22 protein-coding genes are annotated in these 22740 nt (G+C 74.7%); 12 read left to right on the forward strand and 10 right to left on the reverse strand.

The window, feature by feature from the left end; genetic code table 11:
- Positions 1–125 precede the first annotated feature (125 nt).
- The 3 genes from NE235_RS30890 to NE235_RS30900 all read right to left on the reverse strand — a co-directional run bounded on the left by NE235_RS30890 (position 126) and on the right by NE235_RS30900 (position 2919).
- Complete coding sequence (locus tag NE235_RS30890) at positions 126–794, reverse strand: hypothetical protein (protein WP_252809171.1); 669 nt, start codon at positions 792–794, stop codon at positions 126–128.
- Positions 795–1032: 238 nt separating this feature from the next.
- Entirely contained in the window at positions 1033–2163 is a 1131-nt protein-coding gene (locus NE235_RS30895; protein ID WP_252809173.1) for a sensor histidine kinase, read from the reverse strand.
- Between the two features lie 27 nt (positions 2164–2190).
- Complete coding sequence (locus NE235_RS30900; RefSeq protein ID WP_308206178.1) at positions 2191–2919, reverse strand: response regulator transcription factor; 729 nt, start codon at positions 2917–2919, stop codon at positions 2191–2193.
- Between the two features lie 111 nt (positions 2920–3030).
- Here NE235_RS30900 and NE235_RS30905 point away from each other — a divergent pair, with 111 nt between their 5' ends.
- Complete coding sequence (locus NE235_RS30905; RefSeq protein ID WP_252809183.1) at positions 3031–3723, forward strand: LppX_LprAFG lipoprotein; 693 nt, start codon at positions 3031–3033, stop codon at positions 3721–3723.
- Positions 3720–5300, forward strand: a complete 1581-nt coding sequence (locus NE235_RS30910) for an MFS transporter (RefSeq protein WP_252809185.1) — start codon at positions 3720–3722, stop codon at positions 5298–5300. Before NE235_RS30905 ends, NE235_RS30910 begins: the two co-directional genes overlap by 4 nt.
- A 52-nt stretch (positions 5301–5352) precedes the next feature.
- On the opposite strand, the gene NE235_RS30915 is transcribed toward NE235_RS30910, so the two are convergent.
- On the reverse strand, positions 5353–6600 hold the full coding sequence (locus NE235_RS30915; protein ID WP_252809342.1) for a phospholipase D-like domain-containing protein: 1248 nt from the start codon (positions 6598–6600) through the stop codon (positions 5353–5355).
- 375 nt (positions 6601–6975) lie between these two features.
- On the opposite strand from NE235_RS30915, the gene NE235_RS30920 reads away from it, so the two are divergent.
- Positions 6976–7128 (forward strand): hypothetical protein, encoded by a 153-nt coding sequence (locus NE235_RS30920; protein WP_252809188.1) that lies wholly within the window; start codon positions 6976–6978, stop codon positions 7126–7128.
- A 30-nt stretch (positions 7129–7158) separates the two neighbouring features.
- On the opposite strand, the gene NE235_RS30925 is transcribed toward NE235_RS30920, so the two are convergent.
- Entirely contained in the window at positions 7159–7497 is a 339-nt protein-coding gene (locus NE235_RS30925) for a HEAT repeat domain-containing protein (protein ID WP_252809190.1), read from the reverse strand.
- 114 nt (positions 7498–7611) lie between these two features.
- On the opposite strand from NE235_RS30925, the gene NE235_RS30930 reads away from it, so the two are divergent.
- Together NE235_RS30930 and NE235_RS30935 are read left to right on the forward strand one after the other, a co-directional pair.
- Positions 7612–8517 carry an NAD-dependent protein deacetylase gene (locus NE235_RS30930; protein WP_425542395.1) on the forward strand — a complete coding sequence of 302 codons (906 nt, stop codon included), beginning with the start codon at positions 7612–7614 and terminating at the stop codon, positions 8515–8517.
- 79 nt (positions 8518–8596) lie between these two features.
- Positions 8597–8830: a DivIVA domain-containing protein gene (locus NE235_RS30935; RefSeq protein WP_252809192.1), complete on the forward strand. Its 234-nt coding sequence runs from the start codon at positions 8597–8599 to the stop codon at positions 8828–8830.
- Between the two features lie 24 nt (positions 8831–8854).
- On the opposite strand, the gene NE235_RS30940 is transcribed toward NE235_RS30935, so the two are convergent.
- Positions 8855–9229: a winged helix-turn-helix transcriptional regulator gene (locus NE235_RS30940; protein WP_289849450.1), complete on the reverse strand. Its 375-nt coding sequence runs from the start codon at positions 9227–9229 to the stop codon at positions 8855–8857.
- A 96-nt stretch (positions 9230–9325) separates the two neighbouring features.
- Between NE235_RS30940 and NE235_RS30945 the strand changes: the two genes are divergently transcribed.
- The 7 genes from NE235_RS30945 to NE235_RS30975 all read left to right on the forward strand — a co-directional run bounded on the left by NE235_RS30945 (position 9326) and on the right by NE235_RS30975 (position 18805).
- Positions 9326–10216 (forward strand): NAD(P)-dependent oxidoreductase, encoded by an 891-nt coding sequence (locus tag NE235_RS30945; protein WP_252809194.1) that lies wholly within the window; start codon positions 9326–9328, stop codon positions 10214–10216.
- 58 nt (positions 10217–10274) lie between these two features.
- Positions 10275–11366, forward strand: coding sequence for an SWIM zinc finger family protein (locus NE235_RS30950; RefSeq protein ID WP_252809196.1), 1092 nt, complete (start codon positions 10275–10277; stop codon positions 11364–11366).
- Positions 11363–12844, forward strand: coding sequence for a DUF5691 domain-containing protein (locus NE235_RS30955; protein WP_252809198.1), 1482 nt, complete (start codon positions 11363–11365; stop codon positions 12842–12844). The genes NE235_RS30950 and NE235_RS30955 overlap by 4 nt, the downstream gene beginning before the upstream one ends.
- Before the next feature lie 81 nt (positions 12845–12925).
- Positions 12926–14008: an ATP-binding protein gene (locus NE235_RS30960; RefSeq protein ID WP_252809200.1), complete on the forward strand. Its 1083-nt coding sequence runs from the start codon at positions 12926–12928 to the stop codon at positions 14006–14008.
- A gap of 2 nt (positions 14009–14010) precedes the next feature.
- Positions 14011–16611 carry a DUF5682 family protein gene (locus NE235_RS30965; RefSeq protein ID WP_252809202.1) on the forward strand — a complete coding sequence of 867 codons (2601 nt, stop codon included), beginning with the start codon at positions 14011–14013 and terminating at the stop codon, positions 16609–16611.
- A 44-nt stretch (positions 16612–16655) separates the two neighbouring features.
- Positions 16656–17786, forward strand: coding sequence for a VWA domain-containing protein (locus NE235_RS30970; RefSeq protein ID WP_252809348.1), 1131 nt, complete (start codon positions 16656–16658; stop codon positions 17784–17786).
- Positions 17787–18130: 344 nt separating this feature from the next.
- On the forward strand, positions 18131–18805 hold the full coding sequence (locus NE235_RS30975; RefSeq protein ID WP_252809204.1) for a class I SAM-dependent methyltransferase: 675 nt from the start codon (positions 18131–18133) through the stop codon (positions 18803–18805).
- 9 nt (positions 18806–18814) lie between these two features.
- Here NE235_RS30975 and NE235_RS30980 read toward each other — a convergent pair whose 3' ends face one another.
- The 4 genes from NE235_RS30980 to NE235_RS30995 form a co-directional block, all read right to left on the reverse strand.
- Positions 18815–19543, reverse strand: coding sequence for a 2OG-Fe(II) oxygenase (locus tag NE235_RS30980; RefSeq protein ID WP_252809206.1), 729 nt, complete (start codon positions 19541–19543; stop codon positions 18815–18817).
- 70 nt (positions 19544–19613) lie between these two features.
- Positions 19614–20609, reverse strand: coding sequence for a 3-oxoacyl-ACP synthase (locus NE235_RS30985; RefSeq protein ID WP_252809208.1), 996 nt, complete (start codon positions 20607–20609; stop codon positions 19614–19616).
- Between the two features lie 34 nt (positions 20610–20643).
- Positions 20644–22101 (reverse strand): AMP-binding protein, encoded by a 1458-nt coding sequence (locus NE235_RS30990; protein ID WP_252809210.1) that lies wholly within the window; start codon positions 22099–22101, stop codon positions 20644–20646.
- Positions 22098–22736 carry a TetR/AcrR family transcriptional regulator gene (locus NE235_RS30995; protein ID WP_252809212.1) on the reverse strand — a complete coding sequence of 213 codons (639 nt, stop codon included), beginning with the start codon at positions 22734–22736 and terminating at the stop codon, positions 22098–22100. Before NE235_RS30995 ends, NE235_RS30990 begins: the two co-directional genes overlap by 4 nt.
- Positions 22737–22740: the final 4 nt, after the last annotated feature.

Here is a 22740-nt window from a genome sequence, read left to right on the forward strand (position 1 = left end):
CCCCGTCGCAGGTCATCGCCGCTGCGGCTTGACATGGTCACTGAGATTCCTTTCGAGAGACCGGCGGGCGCGCGGCGTGTTCCGCGGGGGCGCTCGTGACTCGGTCGGTCACGCGGGGCGGCGCGTCACCACTTGGTGGAGACCCGGCCCTTCAGGCCGCCGACGACGGGAGCCTGCGAGCCGGTCGGAGCGGGTGCGGGGGCGGTGGTGGGCGGCGTCACGGGAGGCGTGGTGGGCGCCGAGGGGGTGGGGGTGGGGGTCGTCGGCACGACCTTCTGGAGGAAGCGCCACCCCACCACGCCGATCCGGCCGTTGTCGGCGACGACCACGGCCGCGTGGGGCGGGACGACGAGGCGGACCGCGTGGTGTCCCGCCACGGCGACGACGGTGGTCGGGCGGCGCACGGAGACGGTCGCGCCCCGCACCCGCCGGTCGGTGGCGCGCAGGACGCCGACGACGCGCCACCGGTGCCCGGCCCGGCGCAGGACCGCGACGGAGTGTCCCGCCCGTACGTTCCGGACGGTGTAGCGGGTCGTGAGCGGCACGGTCACGGGTCCGGTCCGCCGCCGGGCGGACGCGGAGGAGCGGGCGGAGGCGGAGGGGCGGGCGGAGGTCGAGGGGCGGGCGGCGGTGCGCTCGGTGTGGTCGGTCTGGTCGGAGGCGGTGTAGGCACGGTTCCGGCCGGCATCCCGGGCCACCGTGGTGGACGGGCCGGTCCCGATCGCGGCGATCGCCACGCCGGCCGTGGTCAGCCCGGCCAGGGTGAGGCCGGTGACCTTCGTCGATGTCTTCACGGGGTCGCTCCTTCGTCCGTCGTCCGCGGTCCCGTACGGGACCGTCTGGCGGGACTGCCGTGCGACGTCGCTCCCCGCCTGACTCGCGAGCGCGCACCGGTAGTGCCGCTGAGGAATGTAGGGAGCGGCCACGGCCCGCAGGGCCCGTCGGCGGCCGTGTTCGAATCTCGTAATAATTCGCGGCCGGCCGGGCCGGCGGCGTCATTCCTACTGTGACCTGGGACGTCGCCGCGTGCGCTCACGCGCCGTACGGCGCCGTGGACAGCGGGAGCCGTACCTCGAACCGGCAGCCGTGGTCGGTGTTGCGCACCTCGACCGCGCCGGAGTGCGCCTCCACGATGCCGCGGACGATCGCCAGCCCCAGGCCCGCCCCGGAGTCGGGTTCGGGGGTACGCGCGGCGGTGCCGCGCCAGGCGACGTCGAAGACGCGGTCCAGGTCGCCGGGCGGGATGCCGCCGCACGCGTCGGACACCGCCAGGACGGCATGCTGGGAACGGCGGCCGGCCTCGACCAGGACCGAACCCGCCGACGGCGTGTGCCGGATCGCGTTGACCACCAGGTTGGTCAGCGCCCGTGACAGTTCCCGCACGTCCGCTCGTACGACGACCGGGTCGCCGACCTCAGCGCCGAGCCGGACGCCCTGCGCCCGGGCGAGCGGGTTGGTCCCGGCGACCGCCTGGTCGACCAGGTCGGCCAGCGTGACCCACTCCAGGGAGAGGGCGAGCGCGCCGGCGTGGATGCGGGAAAGCATGAACAGGTCGTCGACCATGCCGGACAGCCGGTCGACGGCGAGCCGCATCTGCGTGTGGTAGCGGGACGGCTCGGGGGCCACGCCGTCCTCCAGCGCCTCGACCATGGCCCGCAGCCCGGCGAGTGGCGTCCGCAGGTCGTGGGAGACCCAGGCGACCAGTTCCCGGCGGGAGCGTTCGAGGCTGCGCTCCCGTTCCCGCGCCCGGGCGAGCCGCGCGCTGGTGAGGCTCAGCTCCCGGCTGAGCTCGCCCATCTCCGCCGTCGACAGGCTCCCGTCCGCCCCCGGCGCGGCCCCGTGCCCGAGGGCGCGTACGGCGCGGCGGAGCGTACGGCTGTCGGCGACCAGAGCGCGCGCCAGCAGCAGGGCCATCGCCGACGTGACGATCCCGGAGGCGATGCAGACGGTCAGGACGACGCCGAAGTCCTCCGGGGAGATGAACATCTCCTGCGCCGCGACGACCGTGCCCGTCACCATGGCCAGCACGCTGGCGACCGCGAGCACGAACAGCGCGAGCCGCAGGGACCGTCCGCGCAGCGCCCGCATGACCGCCAGGCCGACGAGCCCGACCGCCGCCGCGGAGCCCCCGCCGATCACGACGACGCACAGGTCGTCACTCATGGAACGCCGCCTCGCCCCGGTCGTCGCTCATGGCGCCCCCGCGGTGTCCGGTCCCGGGTCGAAGCGGTAGCCGACGCCCCAGACGGTGACGATGAGGCGGGGCCGGTGCGGGTCGTCCTCGACCTTCTCGCGGAGCCGCCGGACGTGCACGGTGACGGTCGACTCGTCGCCGAACTCCCAGCCCCAGACGTGCTGGAGCAGTTCCGTCCTCGTGAAGACCTGCCCGGGATGGTCGGCGAAGAAGGCGAGCAGGTCGAACTCCCGGCTCGTCAGCGTCAGCGGCTCACCCGCCTTGACGGCGCGGCGGCCCGCGGCGTCGAGCGTCAGGTCGCCGATCGTCCGGGGCGCCGGGGCGGGCGGCGCCTCGGCCGGTTCCACCGGGACCGGGTACGCGCGGCGCAGCACCGACCGGGCGCGGAGCACGAGCTCCCGGGGGCTGAACGGCTTGGTCACGTAGTCGTCCGCGCCGAGCTCGAGCCCGCGTACGCGGTCGCCCTCCGTTCCGCGCGCGGTCAGCATGATGACCGGGACCGGCCCGAGTTCGCGGATCCGGCGGTACACCTCGAAGCCGTCCAGGCCGGGCAGCATCAGGTCCAGCACCACCAGGTCGGGAAGGTGCGCCTCGGCCGACGCCACCGCCGACGGGCCGTCGGCCGCGCGGCGTACCCGCAGGCCGGCGCGGGTGAGGTACGCGGTGACCACTTCGGCCACCATCGGATCGTCGTCGACGACCAGCACCTCGGCGGGGGTGTCCACGGTCGGGAGTGTAAGGACGAACCCCTCGAATGGCGGGCGATTCGCCCGATTCGGTGGCGGACCCCCGGCGTGTGTCCCCTCCCCCGCCGCCGGGATCGATATCTTTCCCGTATGTCATCACTCCGGGCGAAGCTCGCCTGCCTCGTCGCGCTGTCGTCCGCCCTGGCCACCGGATGCGGTGGCGGCGGCGGGTCCGGGAAGAACCCGCCCGGCGCCACGTTGATCCAGCAGGCGGCCACCGCGACGCGGGCCGTGACCAGCCTCGCCTTCGCGCTGCGCACCTCGGGCCATCCCGACGTCCGGGTCGACAGCGCCGACGCGAAGCTGCTGCGCAACGGTAACGCCCAGGGGTCGGCCAAGACGACGCAGCTGGGCCTGTCGATCCAGCTCGACTTCGTCGTCCTCGGCAAGACGGTGTACCTGCGCGGCCTGACCGGAGGATGGCAGCAGCAGCCGCTGTCGAAGGTCGCGGGGATCTACGACCCGTCCGCCGTGCTCGACCCGGACCGCGGGCTCGTACCGCTGCTGTCCACCGCCAAGAACGCCGAGACGAAGGGCCGGCAGAAGGTCGCCGGGCAGGACTGCTACCAGGTCGACGCGACGCTCGCCAAGGAGCCGCTGTCCCGGCTCGTCCCGGGGATCTCGGCCGACACGCCCGCGGTGCTGTCGATCGCCAAGGCGGACCACCGCGTGCTGAAGGCCGACGTGAAGGTGCCCGGCAAGAACGGCGGGAAGCCCGGCACGGCGACGGTCACCTTCACCGACTTCAACAAGCCGTTCTCGATCACGGCCCCGGCCCGGTGACCTCTCCCCGGCCGGGCGGGTCCCGGCGGATCGCCCTCGGCGTCGGCGGCGTGGTCGTCCTGCTCGCCGCCATCGACGCGTACGTCGTCGTGACCGTCCTGGTCACGATGGTCGGCGACCTCGGCGTCCCGGTGAACCACATCGAGCACGCGAGCCTGGTCGTCACCGCCTTCCTGCTCGGGTACGTCGCCGGCATGCCGCTGCTCGGCATGCTGTCCGACCGGTTCGGCCGGCAGGTGATGGTGCAGGCGTGCCTGGCCGGATTCGCCGCGGGCTCGGCCGTGACCGCGCTGGCCGGCTCACTGCCGGTGCTCATCGCCGGGCGCGGGCTCCAGGGGCTCGCCGGCGGGGCGCTGCTGCCGATCACGATGGCGCTGGCGGGCGACCTGTGGGACGAGCGCCGCCGGTCCTCGGTGCTCGGCGCGGTCGGCGCGTTGCAGGAGCTGGGCAGCGTCCTCGGCCCGCTGTACGGGGCCGGGGTGGCCGCGCTGGTCGGCTGGCGCGGCATCTTCTGGATCAACATCCCGATCACGCTGCTGGCCATGGCGGCGGTCTGGTGGGCCGTGCCACGGGGCCGCCCGTCCAGTCCCACGCGCGTCGACGTCGTCGGTGGCCTGCTGCTGGCCGCCGGGCTGGGCCTGCTCGTCGCCGGCCTGTACAACCCGGATCCGCAGCGGTCGGCGCTGCCCTCGTGGGGCGTGCCCTGCGTCGCCGCCGGCCTGGTGGTGATCGCCGCGTTCGCCGGCTGGGAGGCGCGGGCCCGGACCCGGCTGCTCGACCTGCGCGGCGCCCGGCGCGGCGGCCTGTTCGCCGTCCTCGGCGTCAGCCTGCTCTCGGGCGCGGCGCTGATGATCACGCTGGTCGACGTGCAACTGATCGCGCAGACGCTGTTCGGCCGGAACTCCACCGGCGGCGCGTTCCTGCTCGCCCGGTTCCTCATCCCCCTCGCCGTCGCCGCGCTGGCCGGAGGGCTGCTCGCCCGGCGGTGCCCCGAACGCTGGATCATCGCCGGCGGCATGCTGGTCGCCGCCATCGGCTACGCCCGGATCGCAGCCTGGCCCGTACGGGCCGAGGGCCTCCACTACGACGCGGGGTTGTTCGCCGTCTCCCGGGTCGGCGCGGACCTCGCCGTCGCCGGGCTCGGGCTGGGCCTCGTCATCGCGCCGCTGTCGTCGGTCGCGCTGCGCTCCGTCCCCGCCGTACGGCACGGGGTCGCCTCGGCCGCCGTCGTGGTCGCCCGGATGATGGGCATGCTGCTCGGCGTGGCGGGCCTGAGCGCCTGGGGGTTCTTCCGGTTCCACGCGCTGACCGCGCACCTCGTGACGCCGCTGCCGATCGGCGTGTCATCGAAAGAGTTCGCCCACCGCATGGCCGCCTACCTGGCCGCGGTGAAGGCCGCCCTGCACACTGAGTACGCCGACGTGTTCTGGGCGACCGCCGGGGTGTGCGCCGTCGCCGCCGTCCTCGGCCTCGCGGTCGGCGGGTCCGCCCCGGCCCTCGTGGGCGAGGAGTCCGGCGGCGAGAAGCCCGCGGCGGACCCGTCCGTCCCCGTACGCGCCGAGCCGCCGTCCGCCTGACCGCGCGCCGCCCGGGTCACCCGGCGGGCCCGGGTCACCCGGCGGACCCGGGTCACTCGACCGGCCCGGGCACGCTGTCGCCACCCTGGTCGTACACCGCCTCGGGCACGGAGTTCACGTCGGTGGCCTTGACCGCGTGTGCGCGGGCGAACACCGCGTCGAAGTTCGCGGCGTACCCGTCATCCAGCGCGCCGTCCGCCATGGTGATCATCGCCTCGTCGTGGGAGTGGAAGCCCACGTCGGTGTAGTTGGGGCTGCCGGTGAGGACGATCTTCTGCCGGGTCCCCTGGTAGTCGCCGTCGATCAGCAGGTACTTCGAGTGCGCGTAGACGCGCGCGTTCTCCGACAGATAGCGGATCTCGGGGTTGCCGTGGCGGCCGCCCGGCTTCGTCAGGCGGCGCGCGGCCCGCCGGCCGACCTGGTCGAAGACGATCTGCACCCGGCAGCCCTCGTCGTCGAGTTTCCAGAGCCGTTTCGCGATCGGCGCCCACGTGAGGTGACCCACGCTCAGGCGCAGGCGCGTGCCGCCCGCGCAGGACACCTTGTCGAGGGCGTCGCTGATCGGATCGCCCTTCGCCCAGGGGAAGAAGTCGATCCGGTACGGCCCGGCCTGGACGGTGCGGTGGTAGTCACCGGTCCGGTGCTGGGCGGCGAGATCCTGGAAGTAGCGCAGGTAGGCGGCGTACACCCCGGCGTCGTGAATGGTGAGCGCGTCGTTCCACTGGGTGTCGCGCGCGCCGTCCGTGGCGTTGGCGGACGTCTGCAGCACGAGGTTCGCGGTGCCCCGCGTCGAGGAGAAGAGGAAGAACTTGTTGTGGTTGAAGCTCGGCCCGATGCAGCCGCGGTCACGGCCGCAGGTGACGACCCACGAGAGCTTCTGCGTGTCCGCGCCGAGGCCGGCCCGCAGCTTCTTGTACGCCGCGTAGGCCGCCGACTCGTGGTCGAGCACCACCTGGACGTGGACCTTGCGCCGGCTCGCGGCGATCAGCTGCCGGGCGGTGTCCAGGCTCGAGAAGTGGTACATCGCGACGGCGATCGTCCCTCCGGCCGGCGTTCCGGCGATCAGCCGGGCGACGTGACCGGAGATCGCCTCCCGCTTGGCGGAGCCGGCCTGGGGCGCGTTGAAGATCGACTGAACGGCCGAGTTCCCCGTCCCGCCCGCGCCGGGGCGTGCGGCGACCGGCCTGGGATCGCCCGCGGGGGGCCGGCCGGCGGCTGCGAGCGCCGCCGTCCCGGGCGGCAGTGTCCCGGCCGCCAGTCCGCACACGGCGAGCACCGCCAGCCTCGCCGTCCACCGCATCGTCACCAGCGCTCCTGTCTCGGGGGGACCGGGCGACGAAACCGCAGGTCAGCGCCCAAGTGCCGGGAATCGTACAGGAGTGGACATCCAGCAATCGAGGCTCCAAACAGGACAAAAAAGTAAAAACTGTCGGGGATGCTCCTTGGACGGAAAGATCCTTCGGCGACCCGGGAAAGAACTTCTCCGCCACCGTGTCGAGAAGCCTCCGGCGGCTCCGACTCCTCTGTGACCGCGCCGAGGGAGGTGCCGCGGTGCGACTCTGCCGGCCCTCGCGGCGGTCACCCACGAATGCCGTGGACCATGACGGTGCGGGTAACAGTGTTCTGCCCTTGTCCGCGGCGGCCGGGGAGCGCACGCTCGGGGCATGAGACGCGGATGTTCATGTGGCCATGGGTCCAGTTGCTCCTGCTCCAAGGGATGCTCCTGCGGCTGCAACGGCTGACCGGCGGCGTATCCGCCGGCGACCGGCGGCCGCGGTCCCGCGCCGGAGCCACACCGGCGATACGCCCGCTCGCGCGGGAGCGCTGATCGCCGGAAATCGCTGGGCCGGGCGCCCCGTCAGGCGATCCAGCCGTTCACGCGGGCGTGGCGGAGGGCCTGGCGGGCCTCGGCGCTGTCGAGCATCTCCAGGCCCCTGACCGCCCAGAACCGTAGCGACTCGTCGTCACTGTCGAGCTGGCCGGCCAGGACCGCGAGGGCACCGGGAGACCGGGCCTCGGCGACGAGTTCGAGGAGCAGGCAGCGCAGTTCGTCGTCCCGCTCCTCGCCGAACGCGTCGGCGAGGTCGCCGACGTACGCGTCCGCGTGCTCGCGCAGGAAGTCGAAGCCCTGCGCCCGGATCGCCGGATCCGGGCTGCGCATCGACTCCAGGGCCCGTGCAACGCGCTGGTTGGCCATCAGTCATCCTCGGCACCGGGTGGTCATGGACGCATCGCATCGTAGAGGCACCCTCTGACGATCATCGTCTCCCCGGCGGTTCGGGCAGGGGCGGCCATCGAGGATGATGGATGAGTGACTGGGGCGGCGAAGCGAGGCGGCCTGTCCGCCGACGGGCAGGGCGGAACGGTGCTTCTCGGAGCGGATGCCACGTTCGACACGGCCTTCGCGATGCTGGTCGACCTGGTCGCCGACGGTGACGTCGTGGTGCTGAGCGGAGCCGGCCTGTCCACCGAGTCCGGCATCCCGGATTACCGCGGCGAGACCGGACGCCGCCGGCCGGCCGATCCGATGACGTACCAGACCTTCGTCGGCAGCGAGGCGGCCCGCCGCCGCTACTGGGCGCGCAGCCACCTCGGGTGGCGGCACGTCGCGCGGGCCGCACCGAACTCCGGCCACCGGGCAGTGGCCGAGCTGCAGCGCCGTGGTGTCGTCGCCGGGATCATCACCCAGAACGTCGACGGCCTGCACCAGGCCGCCGGCGCCCGCGACGTGATCGAACTGCACGGCAGTCTCGACCGAGTCCTCTGCCTCGGATGCGGCCGGCGTACGTCCCGTGAGACGCTCGACGAGCGGCTGCACGCGGCCAACCCCGGCTGGGAGGCCGAGGCCACCGTGATCAATCCGGACGGTGACGCGGCCCTCGACGACGACCGGATCGACTCCTTCACCACCGTTCCCTGTCTGGACTGCGGCGGCGTGCTGAAACCGGACGTCATCTTCTTCGGTGAGAACGTCCCGCGCCCGCGCGTCGACGACTGCTACGCCCTCACCGAGCGCGCCGGGACGCTGCTCGTCCTCGGGTCCTCGCTGACGGTCATGTCGGGATACCGGTTCGTCCGCCGCGCCGCGGAGCGCTCGATCCCCGTCGCGATCGTCAACCACGGCCCCACCCGGGGCGACGCCGAGGCGCTGCTGACCCTGGACGCCCCGCTGGGCGCGACCCTCACCGCCCTCCTGCGCGAACTCGGCCCGCACTGAGGCCGTCGCACCGTATCCGCGAACCCGGGGCGTCCGCGCCGCGTCCTACTCAGGGGGATCGGCGACCCGGGAGGGCCGGATGGACCGAAGGTTCGACATCGTGTGGCGCGGTTACGACCGCCGCCAGGTCGACGCATATCTGCGGCGCCTGGCGCAGGAGCCCGCCGGCAGCCCGGATCCTCCCGTCTTCGACGTGGTGCTCCGCGGTTACGACCACCGCCAGGTGGAGCGGTATCTCGCGGAGTACGCGGCCCCGGCGAATCGCCCGGACGACGACGGCCGGGGGCTCCTCGACGAGTTCTTCGGCTCCTGAGCCGGTCCGGCGCGCGGCTCCCGGCTAGCTCACGCCCGGAGCGGAACCGTCCGCCGCGGAGGTGTGGTCCGCGCCGCCGAGGATGTTCTCGCGGCCCCACGCGCCGAGGGGGGCCAGCGCGGCGTTGAGCGACACGCCCAGACCGGTCAGCGAGTACTCCACCCGAGGCGGCACCTCGTCGTACGCCTCGCGGTGCACGATGCCGTCCTCTTCGAGCTCACGAAGGTGAGAGGCGAGGACCTTCTCGGTGACGCCGGGCAGGTGCCGGCGCAGCTCGCCGAACCGGCAGGGACGCTCTTTGAGCGCCCACAGGATCAGCACCTTCCACTTCCCGCCGATGACGTCCATCGCGGCGTCGATGCCGCAGACGTACGCCCCGGGCCGTCGCGCGGTCGTCAACCGCACTCCTCTCACCTGGTCGCTTACCACGAGGTGACCACCCACTTCGAAGTGCGTACTTGATCACCTTCTGCTGTCCGCACCAGCCTAACCAGCATGAACTCGAACAAGACCTCTCTCACCCTTCTCGGCCTGGGCGCGATGGGCACCGCGCTCGCCCACTCCTGGCTCGCCGCCGGACATCCGCTGACCGTCTGGAACCGGACCGCGGCCCGCGCCGAGCCGCTCGCCGCCAAGGGCGCGACGGTCACCGCGACCGCGGCCGAGGCCGTCGCCGCGAACGGCCTCGTCGTCGTCTGCCTGCTCGACGACGCGTCGACCGCCGAGGTCCTGGCCGGTACGGACCTGGCGGGCCGGGACCTGGTCGACCTCACCACCGGGACGCCTGCCGAGGCCCGCACGCGGGCCGAGTGGGCGCGGTCGCGCGGCGCGCGCTTCCTGAGCGGCGGGATCATGGCCGTCCCGCCGATGATCGGAGCACCCGGCGCCGGAGCCTACGTCCTCTACAGCGGCTCCAGTGCGCTCTTCGACGCGCACCACGACACGCTGGCCGTGCCGGCCGGCACCGAGTACGTCGGAGCGGACCCCGGATCGGCGGCCCTGCACGACGTCGCGCTGCTGAGCGCGATGTACGGGATGTTGGCGGGCGCCGCGCACGCGTTCGCGCTGATCCGGGGGGAGGATGTCGAGCCGAAGAGGTTCGCGGGCCTGCTCGCGGGCTGGCTCACCGCCATGACGGCCTCGGTGCACGGCACGGCCGAACGCCTGGTGAGCGGCGACTACACGGGCAACGTCGTCTCCAACCTCGCCATGCAGGTGGCGGGCACGGCGACGCTGCTGCGCACGGCCGAGGAACAGGGAGTCAGTCCCGAACTGCTCCTTCCGTACGTCGGCCTCATGAAGCGCCGCCTCGCCGACGGGCACGGCGACGAGGACACCACGGGCGTCATCGATCTGCTCACCTCCCGCCGCCCGTCCGCCGGCTGACGCCCACCGGGCGAGGAACCGCCGCCGATTGTCGGCGGGCGCCGATAGGTTCGAGCATGTGATCGAACGGGTGGGGCGGGACCGCACGGACGACGCGCCCGGCCTCCGCACCGCCGGAGACGACCCGCCGGCGACCGCGACGGCGGCGCGGCGCGAGCGGCGGGTCGCCGCCGGGGTCGAAGAGCTCGACCGGTGGCTGTGCGACCAGGTCGCCCAGGGTCTCGCGCACACCCACCACGCGCCACCCTCCATGTGGGAGGACGTCGCCCGCCGTCTCGTCGACGCGCAGGCCGGCGCGCTGGCGTCGCGGGTGCGGGAGCTCGGCTCGCTGCCCGCCGACGGCCGGCCCGAGCGGCTGCTGGAGGAGTACGCCCTGCTACGGCTCCTCGTCACGGCGTTCCGGCGCCTCGACGAGCTGCCCGCGCCGCTGCGGGCCACCGTCCGGTCCCGTGTCGGCTTCACGGTGAGCCAGGAGGAGGTCCTGGCGGGTGACACGGTGCAAGACCACTGGTACGTCGCGGGATGCCGTGACGTGGAGCAGGACCGGCTCATCACCCGCCGTGTCTGGTTGCGCGGACGGGAGACCGGGCGGTCCGCGCTCGTCCTGTCCTTCGCCGCTCCGCGGCGGACGCCGAGGCAGGCGCGGGGCGCACCGGGCCGGACGCCGGTTCCACCGGGCCGGGAACCGGGCGCGCCGGGCCGGGAACCGGGCGCGCCGGAGGGGCCGGGGCGGGCGCTGGACTCGTCGCTCGTCGTAGGGGACACGGTCGACGCCGAGCTGGCCTTCTACCCCGGGGCGCTGCCGCTGCGCGCGCTCGTGGCCGCCCGCCACGCCGCGCCCGTACGCCGGCCGCCGCGCGGCACGACCGTGCCGGGGCTGCTCCGCGAGTACGCCGACGCGCTCGCCCTCGACCCCTGGCTGGAGCGGTGGCCGGCCGTGCTGTCCGGTGTCCGGCCCGCACGGGACGAGGCCGGCCGCCCCTGCCTGGTCGACGCGGACGGCGCCGCGCTGCCGCTCCGCGCGTCCGACGTCTGGCGGCTGTGGGCCGTCTCCGGCGGCCGGCCGCTGACCGTCTCCGGCGAGTGGTCGCCGCGCGGGCTGGTGCCGCTGTCCGCCTGGCAGGCCGAGGAGGGGGCCGTGGCACTGTGAGCGCGTGGGGAGAGCACGTCACCGCCGCCCTACTGGGGACGCGGCGGCGGCCGGTGCCGCCGCTCGAGGAGATCCCGGACGGCCCGGCCGATCCGGCGGCCCGCCTGCTCGACCAGGCCGCGCTGCTGACGGTGCGCAGGCGGGCCGGATGGCGGCCGGTGGGCGCGGAGCCGACCGCCCCCGCGCCGGCGGAGACCGCGCCCCTCGTTCCGGACGCGGCGGCCGAGCGCCTGCGCCGGATCCTCGCGGGTGAGCACGCCCGCGTGCTGCCCGAGTGGCTGGAGGCGGCGGCCCGGAGCGGCCGCCGGGTTCCGCCGCACCTGCTCCCGGACCTGCTGCACAAGGGACGCGCGGACCGGGCGCTGCGTCCGTCGATCGCGCGGGCCGCCGGGCGGCGGGGCGTCTGGCTGGCCATGCAGCACGTCGACTGGGCGTATCTCGTCGTCACCGGCGGCGGTGCGGAGGTCGAGGATCCCGGGGTGTGGTCGACCGGCACCCGGGCCGAGCGTGAGGCGCACCTGCGGTGGTCACGGGCGGCCGACCCGGCCGCGGCCCGGGCGACGCTGTCGTCGACGTGGCCACGCGAGCCGGCGCCGGAGCGGGCACGGTTCCTCACGGCGTTCGAGCGCGGGCTCTCCCTCGCGGACGAGGAGTTCCTCGAGACGGCCCTGGACGACCGCGGCCTGGAGGTCCGGCGCATCGCGGCCGACCTGCTCGCCCGGCTGCCCGGCACGGCGTACGCCCGGCGCATGACCGAACGGGCGCGCGCCTGCCTGCGCGCCGAGACCGGCCCGGCGGGCGGCCCGGAGCGGCTCGTCGCCGCGCCGCCGGAGCGGCACGACGAGGGCATGCTGCGCGACGGCATCCCGTACCACGCGGCCGAGCGCGTCGGGAACCACGCCGGCTGGCTACGGGAGATCCTCGCCCGTACGCCGCTGTCCACCTGGACGGAACGATTCGGCCTGCCACCGGAGCACGTCGTCGCGCTGCCGGTCGGCACCGGCGCCCGGCTCGCGCCGGACGAGCACGCCAGGCGGGACGTCCACCTCGGCTGGGCGCGTGCCGCGGCGCGGCAGCGGGACGCCGCCTGGGCGCGGGCGCTGCTGGCCGGCGACGTCGTCCCCGGCGACGTCAGGACCCTCGCCGACCTCCTGGACGTCCTCCCCGGCGCGGAGCGCGAGGATCAGGCGGCCGAGGCGGTACGCCGAATCGAGGACCCCACCGGCCGGCTCACCGTGCTCGATCGCGTCCCCGGGCCCTGGTCCGGCGCGCTGGCCGACGTCACGATCACGACCCTGGCGGATACCGCCGCCGGGCGGTTCCCCGCCGACCTGTGCCGCCTCGCCGGTGAGCGCCTCGCCCCGGCCACCGCGTCACGCCTGGACGAGCTCGCCCGGCGGCACCCCGGCCACCGGCCGCTCACCGAGCTCGCCGACGTCCTGCGGTTCCGGCACGACATGCTCGAAGAGCTGCGGTGACACCGCCCGCGTGGCGAGCGCGGCCCGGGACGGACGGCGCGTCAGACCGATCGAACGACCCCCGACGAAGGAGCCCTTCCGATGACCGAGGCCGTGCTGCGCCCGCACGCCGAGCACCAGTTCGCCGATGAGCTGGCCCTCCTCGCCGAACGGGACGACCGGCCGCGCCCGCCCGGCTGGCGGCTGTCGCCGTGGGCCGTCACCGTTTACCTCCTGGGCGGGACGCTGCCCGACGGCACGGTCGTCACGCCGAAGTACGTCGGCCCGCGCCGCCTGATCGAGGTGGCCGTCGCCACGCTCGCCACGGACCGGGCGCTGCTGCTCCTCGGCGTGCCCGGCACCGCCAAGACCTGGGTGTCCGAGCACCTGGCGGCCGCGGTCAGCGGTGACTCGACGCTGCTGGTCCAGGGCACGGCCGGCACGGCGGAGGACACCATCCGGTACGGCTGGAACTACGCGCGGCTGCTCGCCGAAGGGCCGTCGGAGCAGGCCCTGGTGCCGAGCCCGGTGATGCGGGCGATGCGGTCCGGGGCCGTCGCCCGGATCGAAGAGCTCACCCGGATGCCGTCCGACGTCCAGGACTCCCTCATCACGATCCTCTCGGAGAAGGCCCTGCCCGTCCCGGAGCTGGGCACCGAGGTGCAGGCGCGCAAGGGCTTCACGGTCATCGCGACCGCCAACGACCGGGACCGCGGCGTGAACGACCTGTCCAGCGCACTGCGCCGGCGGTTCAACACCATCGTGCTGCCGCTGCCCGCGACGACCGAGGAGGAGGTCGACATCGTCGCCCGCAGGGTCGCCCAGATCGGCACGTCGCTGGAGCTGCCGGAGACCGTCGCCGGGATCGAGGAGATCCGCCGGGTCGTGACCGTCTTCCGCGAGCTGCGCTCCGGCCGCACCGCCGACGGCCGTACGCGCCTGAAGTCGCCCACCGGCACGCTGAGCACCGCGGAGGCGATCTCGGTGATCACGAGCGGCCGTGTCCTCGCGACCCACTTCGGCGACGGCGTGCTGCGCCCGGCGGACGTGGCGGGCGGCATCGTCGGCGCGGTCGTGCAGGACCCGGTGTCGGACCGCGTGGTGTGGCAGGAGTACCTCGAGACCGTCGTGCGCGAACGCCCCGAGTGGAGCGACTTCTACCGCGCCTGCCGCGAGGTCCTCTGATCGTGGCCGCCCCCGCCCACGAGCGCGTCCGGATCTTCGGCATCCGGCACCACGGCCCGGGTTCGGCGCGGTCGCTCGTCCGCGCACTTGAGGACCTGCGGCCCGACGTCGTCCTGGTCGAGGGACCACCCGAGGCCGACGCCATCGTCGGCCTCGCCGCCGACCCGGGCATGGTTCCGCCGGTGGCGCTGCTGGCCCACGTGGTGGACGGCGGGGAGGGACGGTCCGCCGCGTTCTGGCCGTTCGCGGAGTTCAGCCCCGAATGGCAGGCGATCCGCCACGCTCTGCGGGCGGGGGTGCCCGTGCGCTTCTGCGACCTGCCCGCCGCCCACCACCTCGCCGAAGCGCCGGACCACGACTCGGTCGCGGAGCCGGACACCGGACCCGCCCCAGAGCCGGACGCAGAACCGGACGACCGGCCGAACGACCGGCCGGACGACGGGCCGGACGACGGGCCGGACAACGGGCCGGACGCGGCGGCGGCCGTACGGCTCGATCCGCTGGCCCGGCTGGCCGAGGCGGCGGGGTACGACGACGCCGAACGCTGGTGGGACGACGTCGTCGAGCACCGTGGCGGCGGCCCCGCGCCCTTCGACGCGGTCGCCGAGGCGATGGCCGCGCTCCGCGACCACGCGCCCGCCCCGCCGGCGGACCACGTACGGCGGGAGAAGCGGCGCGAGGCGTACATGCGCCGCACGGTACGCCGCGCGCTCAAGGACGGGTTCGAGCGGATCGCGGTGGTCTGCGGCGCCTGGCACGTGCCCGCGATCGCCGCCGCGCTCGGTCCCGCCCGCTCGCCCGGCGCGCCCACCGCCGCGGGTGACGACCGGACGCTCCGCGGGCTGCCGGCGGTGAGAGTCGCGCTGACCTGGGTGCCATGGTCGTACGGCCGGCTGGCGGCCCGCTCCGGGTACGGCGCCGGCGTCACGTCCCCGGGGTGGTACCACCACCTGTTCGCCGCGCCCGACCGCCCGATCGAGCGCTGGTTCACCGCGGTCGCGGCCGTACTGCGCGTCGAAGACCTGCCCGTGTCGTCCGCGCACGTCATCGAGGCCGTGCGCCTCGCCGACGCGCTCGCCGCCCTGCGCGGCCGGCCGCTCGCGGGGCTGGCCGAGGTCACCGACGCGACGCTCGCCGTCCTGTGCGAGGGCGCCGACCTCCCCCTGGAGCTGATCCAGCACCGCATGGTCGTCGGCGAACGCCTCGGCGCCGTACCGGACGGCACGCCGATGGTCCCGCTCCAGCGGGACCTGCGGGACGAGCAACGGCGGCTGCGCTTCCACCCGTCGGCCACCGCGAAGGAACTCGACCTGGACCTGCGCAGGCCCGTCGACCTCGACCGCAGCCGGTTGCTGCACCGGCTCCGACTGCTCGGGGTCCCCTGGGGAGAGCCCGGCGGGTCCGGGCGCGGCAAGGGGACCTTCCGGGAGACCTGGACGCTGGCGTGGCGGCCCGAGTTCGACGTCCGGCTCGTCGAGTCCGGCGCCTGGGGCCTGACGGTACGCGACGCGGCGTCGGCGCGGGCACGGGCGCTGGCCGCCGAGGCCGGCGGTCTGACGGAGCTCACCGCGCTGGCCGAGCAGTGCCTGCCCGCCGACCTCGGTGACGCGCTGCCGGCCGTGATGGCCGCGCTCGCCGACCGGGCCGCGGCGGACACCGACGTCGCCCACCTGATGGGGGCGCTGCCCGCGCTGGTCCGCACCCTGCGCTACGGGGACGTGCGGGGCACGTCGGCCGAACCGCTCCGCACCGTGGTCGACGGTCTCGTCGTGCGCGTCTGCGTCGGTCTGCCCGCCGAGGTCATCGGGCTCGACGACGACGCGGCCCGCGCGCTGCTCGGCCGGGTGGACGACGTCCACGGCGCGCTGTCCCTTCTCGGCGACGCCGAGCACACCGCGCGCTGGCACGGGACCCTCACCACCCTGATCGACCGTCCGGGGCTGCACGGCCTGATCGAGGGACGGCTCACCCGGCTGCTGCTGGACGCCGGGCTGCTCGACGATGCCGGCGGCTCCCCGGGTGGAGACGACGGCCGCGCGGACGTCCCCGCCGACGGGGACGACGGCGCGGACCGGCCCGCGGGCGGGGACGACGGCCGCGTGGGCGATTCCGCCGGCGGGAGCCGGCCGGACCGGTTCGCGGGTGGGATCGGCGACCGGATGGCGCGCGCCGTCTCGGCCGGCACGTCACCGGCCCACGCGGCCGCCTGGATCGAGGGATTCCTGTCCGGCGGCGGGCTGATCCTCGTTCACGACGACCGGCTGCTCCGCCTGGTGGACGCCTGGATCGCCGCCCTGCCGCCGGAGTCCTTCGCCGCGGTGCTGCCGCTGCTGCGCCGGACGTTCGGAACCTTCGAGGCACCGGAGCGCCGTGCCATCGGCGAGCGGGTGGCGCGGATCGGGACCGCGTCCGGCCGGGGCTCCGCCGCCGGCGAGTCCCTCGATCTCGAACGCGCCGCCCCGGCCGTACGCACGGTCATCGGCATCCTCGGCGGGCCGCACGGGGACTCCGGCCGTCCCCGCGCGCGTTCCGGCTCGGGAGACCGGTCGGAGCCGGTTCGCCGGGGGGATTCCCGGCGGGACGACGAGAGGGAGCGGACGTGACCGGCGGTGCGGAGGCGAACGAGGAACGACTGCGGCGCTGGCGGATGGTGCTCGGCGGCGAGGCGGCCGAGGCCACCGGCACGGACCTGAGCGGCGACGACGCGAGGATGGACGCCGCGCTCGACGCGGTGTACGGCTCGGGCGGACGGGGTGCCGGGCGGCGGGGACGCGGGGCCGGGCTCGGCGCGTCCGCGCCGCAGGTCGCCCGCTGGCTGGGCGACATCCGGGCGTTCTTCCCGTCGACGGTGGTTCAGATCATGCAGCGGGACGCCGTCGAGCGCCTCGACCTGACCCGTCTGCTCCTCGAACCCGAGATGCTCGACGCGGTCGAGCCGGACGTGCACCTGGTCGGCACCCTGCTGTCGCTGAATCAGGTGCTGCCGGAACGGGCCAGGGAGTCCGCGCGGGCCGTCGTCCGCGCCGTGGTCCGCCGGCTGGAGGACCGCCTCGCGCGGCGCCTGCGGTCGGCGGTCGACGGCGCCCTCGACCGGTCCGCCCGGCGACGCCGCCCCCGGCGTGTCTCCGAGGTCGACTGGGACCGCACCATCCGCCGGAACCTGCGCCACTACGCCCCGGCCCACCGGACCATCGTCCCGGAGCATCTCGTCGGGTACGCGCGGCGGCGCAGGTCCGTCGAGCGCGACATCGTGCTGTGCGTCGATCAGAGCGGGTCCATGGCCGCGTCGGTGGTCCACGCGGGGGTGCTCGGCGCGGTCCTCGCCTCGATGCCCACGCTGCGCACCTCGCTGGTCGCGTTCGACACGTCGGTGGTGGACCTCACCGACCGGCTGCGGGACCCGGTCGAGCTGCTGTTCGGCACGCAGCTCGGCGGGGGCACCGACATCAACCGGGCGCTGGCCTACTGCGAGCGCCTGATCACCCGGCCGCGCGAGACCGTCCTCGTGCTGATCAGCGACCTGTACGAGGGCGGGGAGCGCGCCGAGATGATGAAGCGGGTGGCGGCCATGACCGCGGCGGGCACGCGGGTCGTGGCACTGACGGCCCTCTCGGACGAGGGCGCGCCGGCCTTCGACCACGCGAACGCCGCCGCGCTGACCTCTTTGGGCGTTCCCGTGTTCGCCTGCACGCCCGACGTGTTCCCCGACCTGATGGCCGCAGCGATCGAGGGCCGGGATCTGACCGAGTGGTCCCGGCGATCCGTTCCCGAGGTGTAGCGGCGCGGCGCCGGCGACGCCTCAGCCGCGGGCGCTCCGGCGGCGCCGCAGCTCGTCGAGCCATTCGCGCACCTGGGCGTCGTCGTGCAGGTGGCCGCCGCACCGGTCCTGAGGGAGGTCGCTCCCGAAGTAGGAGGTTCAGCGCCCACCAGGCGACGTCGTCCCAGACCAGATCGTCGTCCATGACCCAGCGGGCGGCCCACCGATCGGCGGCGTCCCGGCTCAGCCGCCCTTCGGCGACGGCCACGAATCGCTCTTCGATCTCATCGAGACCCGGCTGCCGGCTCGCCTCCACGCGCCGATCCTACGCATCCGGTCCCGACCGCCTGGATAGGGTGGGCCGCGTGAATCCCCTGTTCGCGGAGCCGCCCGTGACGGACGGCCATGCCGCGACGGTCCGGGCGCTGACCCGGGTCTCGGCTCCTCCCCTGGTTCCCGAGCTCTCCCTGCACCTCGCCGAGGAGCCGTTCGCGACCTGGGAGGCGACGCGGCACGGACGGGCGGCGTCGGAGGTGCCGCCGCCGTTCTGGGCGTTCGCATGGGCGGGCGGTCAGGCCCTCGCCCGGCACGTCCTCGACCATCCCGAGACGGTGGCCGGGCGACGCGTCCTGGACCTGGCCAGCGGGTCCGGTCTCGTGGCGATCAGTGCGGCCCTGGCGGGCGCCCGATCCGTCACCGCCTGCGACATCGACCCCCTCGCCGTGACCGCCATCGGCCTGAACGCCGCGCTCAACGGCGTCCGCGTCGACGTCCTCTCCGAGGACGTCCTGGGACGGGACCTCGACGGCGTCGACCTGATCCTCGCCGGGGACGTCTGCTATGACGCGGACCTCGCCGGGGCCATGATGGCGTTCCTGCGCGCGCAGCGGCGGCGCGGCCGGGAGGTTCTGCTCGGGGATCCGCTGCGGCCCTATCTGCCGGACGGTCTCACCGCCGTCGCCCGGTACGAGGTCGGCGGCACCGCCAACCTGGAGGAACGCGCGGTCACCGCGGCGGCGGTGTTCGCGATCCCCGGCTGAGCGGCGGGGTCAGGCCGCGTCGTGGAAGACCAGGCCGAGGGCGCGGCGGTGGCCCGACCGTACGGTGCTGACGCCGTGGCGTACGGCGCCCGCCGACCAGCCCCGTTTGCTCCGGACCGGCCGGTCGCGCGTGGTGAAGACGAGGCCGTGGCCCTGCCGCAGCACGGTGGTGGTCCCCCGTGACTGGGCGCGGGGCCGCTGTTCGACCAGCAGGAACTCGCCGCCGGTGTAGTCGGTGCCGTGCTCGTCGAGGCCGATGACGACCTGGAGGGGGAAGACCATGTCGCCGAACACGTCGCGGTGCAGGGCGTTCCAGTCGCCCTCCCGATAGCGCAGCAGGATCTGGGCCGACCGTGCCTGACCGGCGGCGTGGCAAATCGCGAGCCACTCGTCGAGGTCGTCGGGCCACGGCGCGGGCCGGCCGAGCCGGGCCGCCCAGTCGCGGGCGATCGGCAGCAACCGGGGGTAGAAGGCGCGGCGCAGCTCGGCGACCGGCTCGGGCAGGTCGTGCGTGAAGTAGCGGTATTCCCCCGAGCCGAACCGGTGCCGGGCCATGTCGACCGTCGTGCGGAACAGCTCGGCCCGCTCGTACAGCCCGGCGATGGCGTGGCACTCCTCCGGGGCCAGCAGCCGGGGCGTCAGCGCGCAGCCGTACTCGTCCAGCTCCCCGGCGACGGCGGCCCAGTCCGCGGCGTCGACGCGCCGCCTCACCCGCGAAACGGTGTCCTGTGAGGTCATGCCTCCACTCTGTCGCGGGTCCCCGCAACGAACTGGCGGGAATCCGACACGACGTTCGGCGGTCCGCCGGCTACCCGGTCCAGCGGAGTACGGCGGCGGCCCACGTGTAGCCGGTGCCGGCGGCCAGGAGGAGGACGTGATCGCCGGGCGTGAGACGACCGGCCCGTGCCGCGCGGTCGAGGGCGAGGAGGGGGTCGACGCCGCTCATGTGGCCCGTGTCGTCGAGGTACTCCGCGCGGTCCGGCGGCAGGCCGAGCTCCTTGAGCAGGGCGTCGTGCAGGGACCGCTTGACGTGCAGCGCGCAGAGGAGGTCGGCGCGGTCCACGCCGGAGCGCGTCAGCGCGCCGGCCGCCGCCGCGACGAAGTTCGGCAGGCTGACCGGGTCGAGGCGCTCCTTCATCGACCCGGGGTCGGGCACGTCGAGGAAGTGCCGCCGCCCGCGTACCGTCTCGGCGTCGGCGGGGGCGACGCTGCCGCCCGCCGGGACCATGACGTCGCCGGAGAACGATCCGTCGGTGAGCATGTGGCAGCCGAGGACCTGCGCGCCCGCGTCCCGGGTGAACAGGGCGGCCACCGCGCCGTCGCCGAAGTCGTAGGCGAAGCGGGCGCGCGGGTTGGTGTAGTCGATCAGGTACGACTCGCGGGAGGCGCCGACCGCTAGCACGGTGGTGAGGTCCTCCTCGGCGCGCAGGAGGTTCCGGCAGAAGCGGACGGCGACCGGCGATCCGCAGGACACGTACGCCATCTCGAACACCGCCGCCCGGCGCAGGCCCAGCAGGTGGGCGACGCGCGGCGCGGCGTGCCAGACGGCGTAGTCCTTCCAGGTCGAGCCGAAGTAGACCAGGGCGTCGACGTCGTCCGGGCCGAGGTTCCGCTCGTCCATGAGGCGGCGGGCGGCCGTCGCCGCCATGTCGCTGACGTGCTCGTCCGGTGCGGCGATGTGCTTGCCGCGCAGGCCGAACCGCTCGACGAGGATCTCCTCGGGGATGCCGCTGAGCCCGGCGATCTCCGCGGCCGGCATCCAGCGGGACGGCAGGTACGACACCGTGGCGGCCAGGCCGATCATCCGCGCGCTCCGTCCTCATCCCTCGCGCTCGTCCTCATCCGCCGAACTCCGCGCGCAGCTCGTTCTTGAGCGTCTTGCCGACCGCCGAGCGCGGCAGCGCGGGTACCGAGCGCACGTACTTCGGCACCTTGAACGCCGCGAGGCGCTCCCGGCAGTGCGCGAGCAGCTCCTCGACCGGGACGTCCCCGGCGACGTACGCGCAGCCGACCTCGCCCCAGCGCTCGTCGGGCACCCCGACGACCGCGACCTCGGCGACACCGGGGAACGCGGCGAGCACCGACTCGACCTCGGCGGGGTAGACGTTCTCGCCGCCGGAGACGTACATGTCCTTCACCCGGTCGCAGATCCGGTAGAAGCCCTCCGCGTCGCGCTCGGCGACGTCGCCGGTGCGCAGCCAGCCGTCCGGGACGGCCTCCCGCGTCGCGGCGGGGTTCCGCCAGTAGCCGGCGAAGACGTTCGGCCCGCGCACGATGAGTTCGCCGCGGCCCGGCCCGTCCAGGGGCCCGCCGGGGCCGAGGAGCGCGACGTCGACGTGCGGGTACGGCTTACCGGCCCAGCCGACGCGGCGCGCGACCTCCTCCGGCGGCAGGCACAGGACGTTCGGGGCGGCCTCGGTGAGCCCGTAACCCTGGGTGATCCGCACGCCGCGGTCCAGCCAGGCGCGCAGCAGCGGCTCCGGCATCGGCGCGCCGCCGACGACCACGCACCGCAGCGACGACAGGTCGGCCGTCGCGAACTCCGGCCGCGCGGCCATGAACTGGTACGTCGCCGGGACGCCCATCATCGTGGTCACCCGGCGCTCCGTGATGAGCCGCAGCGCGCGAGCGGGGTCGAAGGACGGCTCGAGCACCACGGTGGCGCCCTTCCACCAGGCGAGCAGCGGCTGGACGTTCCACCCGCCGACGTGGAACTGCGGGAGCACCTGCAGGACGACGTCGTCCTCGCGCAGCTCGCAGCCCCGGTCGAGCGACAGGTTGGTCCAGAAGCAGTTCGCGTGGGTGAGCAGCGCCCCTTTGGGCCGGCCGGTGGTGCCGGCGGTGTAGACGATCAGCAGCCCGGCGTCCGGTCCGGCGTCGCCGGGGAGGCCGCCCGCGGCCGGATCGGCCGCGACCGCGTCGAGGCCGTCCCGGGTGAGCTCGACGACCGGCCCGGTGAAGGGCGGCGCGGCGCGTCCGGGGCCGGTGCACAGCATCGCCGGTCCGGCGTCGCCGACCTGGTAGGTCAGCTCCGGGAGGGTCAGCCGGACGTTCAGCGGGACGAGGATCAGGCCGGCCTTGGCGCACGCGAAGAACAGTTCGGCGTGCTCCGGCCGGTTGTCCGTGAGGGTCGCGATCCGGTCCCCCGGCCGCAGGCCGCGCGCGAGCAGCCCGGCCGCCAGCCGCTCCGACCGGGCGTCCAGCTCGGCGTAGGTGATCTCCTCGTCGCCGAACACGATCGCGGTCCGGTGCGGCGTCGTACGCGCCCGGTCGCGGATCCAGCGGCCGAGGTTCATCGGGCACCGAGCCCGCGCCGGACGAAGGCGTACATCTCCTCGAACACGTGCTCCGGCACCTCGCCCGCCTCGGCGTCGTCCCGCCACAGGATCCAGCGCATGCCGATCATCTCGCCGACGCCCATCAGCGCCCAGGCGACGACCTCCGGGTCGGCGGCGGCGATCTCCCCGTCGTCCATCGCGCCGCGCAGCCCGGAGACGTACCCGTCGGCGATCGCCTGGTAGTGCCGGCGGAGCGCGTCCGGCGCGGCGAACTCCGCCTGCCGGATGATGCGGTACAGCGCCGGGTGCTCCGCGGTGAACCGGAAGAACCCGAGGAAGCCGAGCCGTTCGGCCTCCGTGCGGGTGTGGCCCTGCCGGGAGCCTTCGGACATCGCGCGGCGCACCCGCCGGTTCAGGTCGGCGACCAGCTCGTCGAAGATCTGCCGCTTGCTCTCGAAGTAGATGTAGAAGGTGCCCTGCGCGACCTCGGCCGCCTCGGTGATCTTCACGATCGACGCGTCCTGGTAGCCGAGCGCGCCGAAGACCTGCTCGGCGGCGTCCAGCAGGCCGCGCCTGGTCCGCTCCCCCTTCGCCGACAGCGGCCGCCCGCGGGTGCTGGTGGGCGGCGGCTCCTCCTCGATGCGCCAGGCCATCGGC

This window comes from Actinoallomurus spadix (assembly GCF_024055725.1).
GTDB lineage: Bacteria > Actinomycetota > Actinomycetes > Streptosporangiales > Streptosporangiaceae > Actinoallomurus > Actinoallomurus spadix.